The organism is Saccharospirillaceae bacterium (genome assembly GCA_022448365.1).
In the GTDB taxonomy this organism is placed as follows: domain Bacteria; phylum Pseudomonadota; class Gammaproteobacteria; order Pseudomonadales; family Oceanobacteraceae; genus Bacterioplanoides.
This window is the reverse complement of record JAKVCS010000006.1, coordinates 125,864-133,327: the sequence shown is the minus strand read 5'-3', so window position 1 is coordinate 133,327 and position 7,464 is coordinate 125,864. Positions and strand designations below refer to the sequence as shown.

Annotated in this window: 7 protein-coding genes; 1 reads left to right on the top strand and 6 read right to left on the bottom strand. The window is 48.5% G+C overall.

What is annotated here, in order from left to right; translation table 11 throughout:
- Nucleotides 1–121: 121 nt before the first annotated feature.
- The 3 genes from MK185_16330 to MK185_16320 are packed head-to-tail and all read right to left on the bottom strand — an operon-like array spanning nt 122 to nt 3,010.
- Entirely contained in the window at nt 122–1,678 is a 1,557-nt protein-coding gene (locus tag MK185_16330) for a hypothetical protein (protein ID MCH2042200.1), read from the bottom strand.
- A gap of 17 nt (nt 1,679–1,695) precedes the next feature.
- Entirely contained in the window at nt 1,696–2,346 is a 651-nt protein-coding gene (locus MK185_16325; GenBank protein MCH2042199.1) for a hypothetical protein, read from the bottom strand.
- Nucleotides 2,339–3,010 (bottom strand): hypothetical protein, encoded by a 672-nt coding sequence (locus tag MK185_16320; protein MCH2042198.1) that lies wholly within the window; start codon nt 3,008–3,010, stop codon nt 2,339–2,341. Before MK185_16320 ends, MK185_16325 begins: the two co-directional genes overlap by 8 nt.
- 132 nt (nt 3,011–3,142) lie before the next feature.
- On the opposite strand from MK185_16320, the gene MK185_16315 reads away from it, so the two are divergent.
- Nucleotides 3,143–5,146 carry a DNA topoisomerase III gene (locus MK185_16315; GenBank protein MCH2042197.1) on the top strand — a complete coding sequence of 668 codons (2,004 nt, stop codon included), beginning with the start codon at nt 3,143–3,145 and terminating at the stop codon, nt 5,144–5,146.
- Nucleotides 5,147–5,154: 8 nt separating this feature from the next.
- Here MK185_16315 and MK185_16310 read toward each other — a convergent pair whose 3' ends face one another.
- The 3 genes from MK185_16310 to MK185_16300 all read right to left on the bottom strand — a co-directional run bounded on the left by MK185_16310 (nt 5,155) and on the right by MK185_16300 (nt 7,433).
- Nucleotides 5,155–5,742: a YggT family protein gene (locus MK185_16310; GenBank protein ID MCH2042196.1), complete on the bottom strand. Its 588-nt coding sequence runs from the start codon at nt 5,740–5,742 to the stop codon at nt 5,155–5,157.
- A gap of 109 nt (nt 5,743–5,851) precedes the next feature.
- A complete protein-coding gene (proC, locus tag MK185_16305; GenBank protein MCH2042195.1) occupies nt 5,852–6,670 on the bottom strand; it encodes a pyrroline-5-carboxylate reductase in 819 nt (272 codons plus the stop codon).
- A 76-nt stretch (nt 6,671–6,746) separates the two neighbouring features.
- Nucleotides 6,747–7,433: a YggS family pyridoxal phosphate-dependent enzyme gene (locus MK185_16300; protein ID MCH2042194.1), complete on the bottom strand. Its 687-nt coding sequence runs from the start codon at nt 7,431–7,433 to the stop codon at nt 6,747–6,749.
- Nucleotides 7,434–7,464 lie beyond the last annotated feature (31 nt).

Genomic DNA, 7,464 nt, shown 5'->3' with positions numbered 1-7,464 from the left:
CAGCATCGCCGATGGTAGTGTGGGGCTTCCCCATGTGAGAGTAGGTCATCGTCAAGCTCTTATCCCAAAACCCCGATAGCTCATGCGATCGGGGTTTTTCTTTGCTTGTAAGAAATTTCCGTTAAGCCGGATCGACAATCCCCTGAGCAATCATCTCTAATGCTGTGATACTTGGAATAAAAAAGTAGTCCCCGCCGCGGGTTTCAACCAGACGAGGCAGATGGGTACAGAAAAAAGGCGCTTTACCGGCCCCCGGTTCTGCCTGAATAATCGCTTTGTCGGTTAGCTTACCGTTGTGATTGCCCAGTATTACATCTTTGTCGTTGCTCAATTTAAAGTCGTTGGCGTAATTCACCCATTGTTGTTGTACAAATTCGAACTGGCGCTCAATGCTGGCACCAATACACATAAAGATGATGCCTTGCTCACTGTTATCGTCTGTCAGCGTATCATGGCCGCCGTATGGCAACCCACGACGCATCAAGCGACGACGATCAACCAGTGCCCCTTTGCTGTTAAACGCATCTTTCTCGGTTTCGAGAGAACCTCGAGTGTTTGTCCGGCGAATATGAGCACCAACCGGGCATTTAGAACCTGACATATCGTCGTCATAGGTGAAGTCTATCCACTTTTTCTTCAGCGCAGCGAGTTGGCCAGCAGCACACTGATCTCCATCGTCTGCCTTGGTTTTTAATTCAGCCAGCCTCTGATCAAGCTCCGCTTTCGCCCTATCATCCGGAGCTAATACCAATGGTGCGCCATTATCTGGCCAGCGACCGGCAAACTTAGCCATTAATAATTCCTTACTGCCGTCAAAATCCTTCGCCATGTTATCCACATAGTCGTTAAAGGTTTTCACGTTTTCGTGAAGTTTTCGGTACACCATAAAGGTGCCGTTGCGGGCTAACAGCTTGGGTTCCGGAGCAGGGGGATATTCTTTTGCTTCATCAATATGACCGAGAATAAACTCGCCGGTAGCCAGCGGTTCCCAGGTGCCCTCACGGGTTAACTTGCCGCGACCAGCAATGCGACTTGGATCGTTACCACAGCCTTCAAAATATGGATTACCAATGCCATCAACAAAGCCGAAGTGTTCTTTTGGGGTTGGTTTTCCGTTTTCAAATACTGCGGAGGCGTCCTGGTAGTCTAACAAGCTGCCATTGGGTCCTTTATGGCCACGGCGGATCGAAACACCGTTCTGGCTTTCTGCAATAAGTTGTTCGATCTGTTGATAGCGCTGGTTGAGATAGGCATCGCTCTGGGCGTTAATCGACAGCCAGGCGTGCAAGTGCTCCCCTTGCCAAACCGGATCCCAGTGTTGTGGATCACTGGGTCCATCGTCACCCAGAATATCTTTACGCTCACGCATTCCCATCTGAAATTCTAATGGGAAGCCCAGCAATGATTGATCAGGAATCTGCAGCGTTTTTAAGCCGGAAAACGTGAAGCCGATGTTGGTTGTCACGGTTGGTTTCTCTGCGGGTTCAGGACGATCTTTATGCGCCCATCGTTCAGAGGTCGTAATCAGCGGGACCAGCCGTTTCAGGAACGCCTTCGCCAGATCCGCCTGGTGAAATTCGAGAAAAAAGTAACGCGCCTTTGGAAAACCATAGCGGCCGTAACCTTTGCAAATATTTCCCTGGATATCGTATAGGTCGAGTGGTCGGTTGTTAGTCATCAAGCAATCCTTTAATTTTAGTATTCTTCCTGAAGTTGAGTTTGCCCGGGAACCCAGCTTGGGCTATCGAGATTATCCAACTCAACTTTCTGCATAAACTGCGTAAGCTCGGCTTTAAGGTCAGTGGCATTTTTACCCTGATTTAATAAAACAAACTCGCTGAATGCTTGCTTAAGATACAGCGATTTTAATTGCTGCTTCAGGCTCTTGTCGGTGGAGCCGTTAAAAAATAGGGTGGTAGTAAGCTGGCATTTTTTAATGTACTCGGTAAATGAAGTGGCATCATTTACTTTGTCAAATCCGACAGCATACTGCCAGATATTGCGGATATCCTGTTCGCTGCTATTCCACATACCTGCCAGATAGGATTCGAGCTTCCCATGAAAGTTGGAAGTAAATACGAGATATTTCGACTTCAGGTGATCGCGTTTAATGTTATCTCCCTGTTGGAAAAACACGTCATTTAAAATGAATAAACGAGCAAAGTAGGTGTTGGGTACTTGAGCAAACGGACTGTGTTCGTTCAGAGGTAATGTTTGAATACGGCGGCGAGTGATTTTATCGTAAGACGCCAAATCAACAATGCCGTCAGCCAGTGGATCGGCCTGGCCATTCATAATCGGGCACAAGCAGGTTAAACCGTAAGAATCTCCGAATTCATTAGCCATGTGTTGCCTCCTCCCTGGGTGTTGATTGCAGGTGTGTTGCAGCTGGCTGATCAGGTTGGGGGTTGATTGTCATAACCGGACCAACATCCATCGTGCCCAACGCTTGCTGATGCTCCGCCAGAAAGTTGTTGTAGGTTTGCAGGAATTCCTCATCCGATAGTTCTTCGATTTGCATCGCTAGTTTACTGAGACCCTCAGATAAAGCCTGTGCGCTTTTTACATCGTTGGAGGACGCTAATGGGTAGGCATTATAATAATGCTCAGTTTCTACCTGATTGAAGCGAATGTAATTGTAGAAATCGTGCAATGGAATGGACTTTGGATACTTGATATTCCAGCGCCAGAACATATCCAGACCCGAGGGGATGGCGAAAGAAAAAGAATCGATGTACTGATCCCAACTGCCATTGAAATTGCTTTCAAACAACATGTAGCTGTAGCTGAGTTTTTCTTTGGGTTGTGATTTGTCGAGGTGAGGAAATGACCAGCGATTAATAATGGTCCATCGCGCATAATGAATCATGGATAAGGTCATCAGACCTTTAACAAAGTAGGGGAAGGTTTTAACCACCACCCAGAAGATGATCTTCTGCCAGACGGCTGTCCACCATCGCAGCGGTGTGATCACGTTCATTCCATAGGCTTTACCGGCAAAATTAGACACGGTGAACTCCTTTTCAAGTGACTGAGCCTAATAATCTATACCTATATTCAGGTGACGGTCTAGCGCTTTCTTGGCTTGCTATCTATTACTGTTTTTATATACAGTATCATGGTCTGAAAATAAGCCCGTGTTATGAGATTATTTGTTGCCGAAAAACCCAGCCTGGGGCGTGCGATCGCCGCCGTTCTTCCGAAGCCTCAGCAAAAAGGTGAAGGTTTTATTCGCGCAGCTAATGGTGATGTGGTGAGCTGGTGTATCGGCCACTTACTAGAGCAGGTTGAACCGGATGCTTATGATCCTGTCTACAAACAATGGCGACTGGATCATCTGCCGATTGTTCCCGAGCAATGGCAGTTACAAGCAAAACCGAAAACCCGTAAACAACTGTCGGTATTGCGCAAGCTGGTCAAAGAGGCTGATCAACTAGTCCATGCGGGTGATCCGGATCGGGAAGGTCAGCTGCTGGTTGATGAAGTTTTTGATTTCCTCAAAGTTTCTAAAACCCGCAAACAACAAATACAGCGTTGCTTAATTTCTGATCTCAATCCCAATGCGGTGAAAAAAGCACTCAATAGCCTGCGGCCTAACAGCGACTTTACTGCGTTATCGGTATCGGCTTTAGCCCGTTCACGGGCGGATTGGTTGTACGGTATTAATCTGACCCGAGCATTCAGCATTAAAGGCCGTCAGGCCGGTGTGAATTCAGTATTGTCGGTTGGTCGGGTTCAAACACCAATTCTGGGTCTGGTGGTTCGTCGTGATCAAGAAATCAGCAACTTCGTTTCCAGGCCCTTCTATGACGTTTTTGCTCAGCTTGCATTGGATGCGCAACAGTCCGTTAGTTTTCAAGCAAAGTGGATTCCCAGCGATGCCTGTGCGTCACACCAAGATGAAGAAGGGAGGGTGTTAAATCTCAAGCTGGCTGACAACGTCGCCCAACGTATTCAGCAACAACCGGCCGTCGTTGAGACGATTCAGCGTAAAGGGAAAAAGCAGTTCGCGCCCTTGCCGTATAACCTATCGGCGTTACAAATCGATGCGGCTAAAGCGCTGGGTATGAGTGCCAAGCAGGTATTGGATGTTTGTCAGTCGCTGTATGAAAAGTACCAACTGATTACTTATCCCCGATCTGATTGTCGCTATTTACCCACAGAGCACCTGAGCGATATTTCATCGGTCTCATCGGCTATTCGGAATAACTCCAGTGAGCTGGCTTTGGTTGTCGCTAATGCCGACTTCGCGTTGCGCAGCAAAGCCTGGAATGACGCTAAGGTTGATGCCCACCATGCCATTATTCCAACGACAAAACAGACCTCATTGGAAAAACTTGGTAAGTGGGAGCAGGGTGTTTATCGCTTAATTGCCCGTCAGTATTTGTTGCAGTTTTATCCGGCATTTGAATACGCTGATACCAAGGTGGGAATTCGCATTGCTGGCGGATTATTCCGAGCTAATGCGCGTGAAACATTAAAGCCTGGGTGGAAGCAGGCAATGCCACAAAAAGCGTCAGATAAACAAAACACGTCTGGTGAGGACTGTTATAACCAGAGTCAGCTGCCGCCATTAACTCAGGGCCAGCAGCTGTGGTGTCATGAAGGGCGAATTGTGCATAAACAAACCCAGCCGCCCGTGCACTTTACCGATGCCACTCTGTTAGCGGCGATGACGGGAATTAATCGCTTTGTCTCGGATAAAGAATTACAGAAGGTATTAAAAGAAACCGATGGTTTGGGCACTGAAGCAACCCGAGCCAGCATTATTGAGTTGCTGTTTACCCGTCAGTTTTTGCGCCGTGAAGGCAAACAAATTCGGGCAACGGAATTGGGTCAAGCACTGATACGGGTGTTACCGCAATCCACCACGTTGCCAGACAGAACGGCGTTGTGGGAGCAGCAACTGAATGGAATCAGTGAGCGTCAGCTGAACTATCAGAGCTTTATGCAGCCACTTGAGCAGGAATTACGCAGTCTGGTAAACGAAGCTCGTGGACTGGACACCCAGCGGTTATCAGGTATTCCAATCGGTAAATCGGGCTTTCGTGGTAAGAAGTCGGCTGGTGTAAAAAGTACAACCTGCTACAAACGAAAACGGCGCAAGGCCACTCAGAAATCAAGCCGCCGTGCACCGTCTGAATAGCAATTAGGTTAAATCATAAAGCCAAGAACATTTGGAAACTGGGTCAGTTTCACCAGCGGATAAAGCGCCACAATTTCAACAATCTGAATACCCAGCAGGATGATAATTGGCGACAAGTCCAGCCCGCCCATGTCCGGCATTTTCTGACGAATCGGACGAATAACCGGTTCAAGAATCTGATTAATCAGAATCAGCGCCGGGTTGTAGGAGTTAGGCGCAATCCACGAAGCGATTACGGTAATCAGCATTCCCCAAAAATACACCTTAATAATCAGAGCAAAGATTGCGACTAAACTCCAGACAACTATGTTGGCCCATGGCAGACCATAGCCCATGACAAGCAATGCGCCGGCCATAAAGATTACCTGCACCCCGTAGGCCAATACCAAAGAGGCAATGTCTAATCCGCCAAAGCCCGGAATCACGCGACGTAGCGGGATCAACACCGGATTGGTAGCTTTCACAATAAACTGAGAGATCGGGTTGTAAAAATCGGCGCGTACCAGCTGCAGTAAAAAGCGCAGCATCACAATTAAAAGAAGGATACTGCCAACGGTATTAATCAATAACATGCCGACTTGCGAGACAGGGGACATGAGTGCTCCATGGTTGTTTGTCTTCTGGTGATTATCTGTGGGCGGGTTGTGATTTTGCAATCCGCCATCGTCATAATGATTTGTAAATATAGCTCAATGATTGTGCGAATTAATCGCCCAACTGCTGACTAAGCTCGGCACCACGGTCATTAGCAGCCTGAAGAGCTGCCTCAACGATATCGCGCAAGTGAGCTGCCTCAAAGGTTTGTATTGCTCGCTCTGTGGTGCCGCCCGGCGAGGTTACCCGGCGGCGCAACTCCGCTGGGTCAACATCAGCATTCTGTGCCATCTGACCGGCACCAACGGCGGTTTGCAGGGTTAGCTGAGTGGCGGTCTCTTCACTCAGGCCAAGCTTCTTCCCAGCAGCAATCATGGCTTCCATCAACAGGAAATAATACGCTGGACCACTGCCGGAAACTGCGGTGACAGCATCAATTTCCGCTTCGTTCTGGACCCAGACACTGATACCGACGGCGCGCAGTAGTGCATCGGCAAGATTGCGCTGATCGATGGTAACCTGTTCTGATGCGAATAAGCCGGTAGCCCCCAGACCTAATAGAGACGGAGTATTCGGCATACAGCGAACAATCGCTTCGCAGCCACTCCAGGCTCGCAGCGATGGCAGGTTAATGCCAGCCGCGATGGAGATCAGCATCGGTTGGCGCTCTGTCAGGACTGCCTTGATGGGTTCCAGAACCTGCTTCATGACCTGAGGTTTGACCGCCATGATCACCACATCGGCATTAGCAACAGCGGCCGAATTATCCGTGTGTCCCTGAATACCAAACTCGTCACTGAGTTTGGCAACCTGTCCGGCATTTGGATCGCTGACATGCACCAACTCCGGTTTGGTTTCACCTTGTTTGATTAAGCCACCAATGATGCTGGTGGCCATGTTGCCGCCACCAATAAATGCGATTTGAGTCATGGAGTTTCCTTATGTTTTGCCGGGTTGAGTGCACTGTCAACCGGGTTGTATCTGAGTGTAGTTTTAAATTGCACGATCAGGATCTGGCGCCAAAAATATCAGTACCGATGCGTACTTCGGTGCTGCCATGTTCAACCGCCAGCGTCATGTCAGCCGACATGCCCATGGACAACGTATCCAGCTGTGGATACTGCTGCTGCAGCTGCTTAAACAGCGTTTTCATTTGTTCAAACTGACTGGCTAATGTTCGCCCATCTTCGGTGTTTTCTGGAATACACATCAGGCCGCGTAAAGTGAGCTTCGGCAGATCGTCTACCAGCTGTGCCAATGATGCGACTTCACCGATGCCGATCCCGGCTTTTTGCGGTTCCGCGCTGATATTAATCTGCAGCAGCACATTTAATGGTGCCATATCATCCGGTCGCTGATCGTTTAAACGCTGAGCAATCTTGTCGCGACACACGGTTTCCACCCAATGGAAATGACTGGCAATAGGGCGGGTTTTGTTCGATTGGATCGGACCAATGAAGTGCCAATCAATACCTTCCAGATGTTGCAGGGCTTCAATTTTTTCGATGGCGTCCTGCAGGTAGTTTTCACCAAAGCTGCGTTGTCCTTGCTGATAACAGGCCGTTACCATCTCTGCCGGTTTGGTTTTACTGACGGCTAATAATTTTACTTCTGAGCGATCACGTCCCGCCTGATCACAGGCTTGCTGTAAACGGTTACAGACTGACTGATAGTTTTGTTCGAGAGTAGACATTACAAGGGCTTGCTTTAGCATAGGAAAAGGT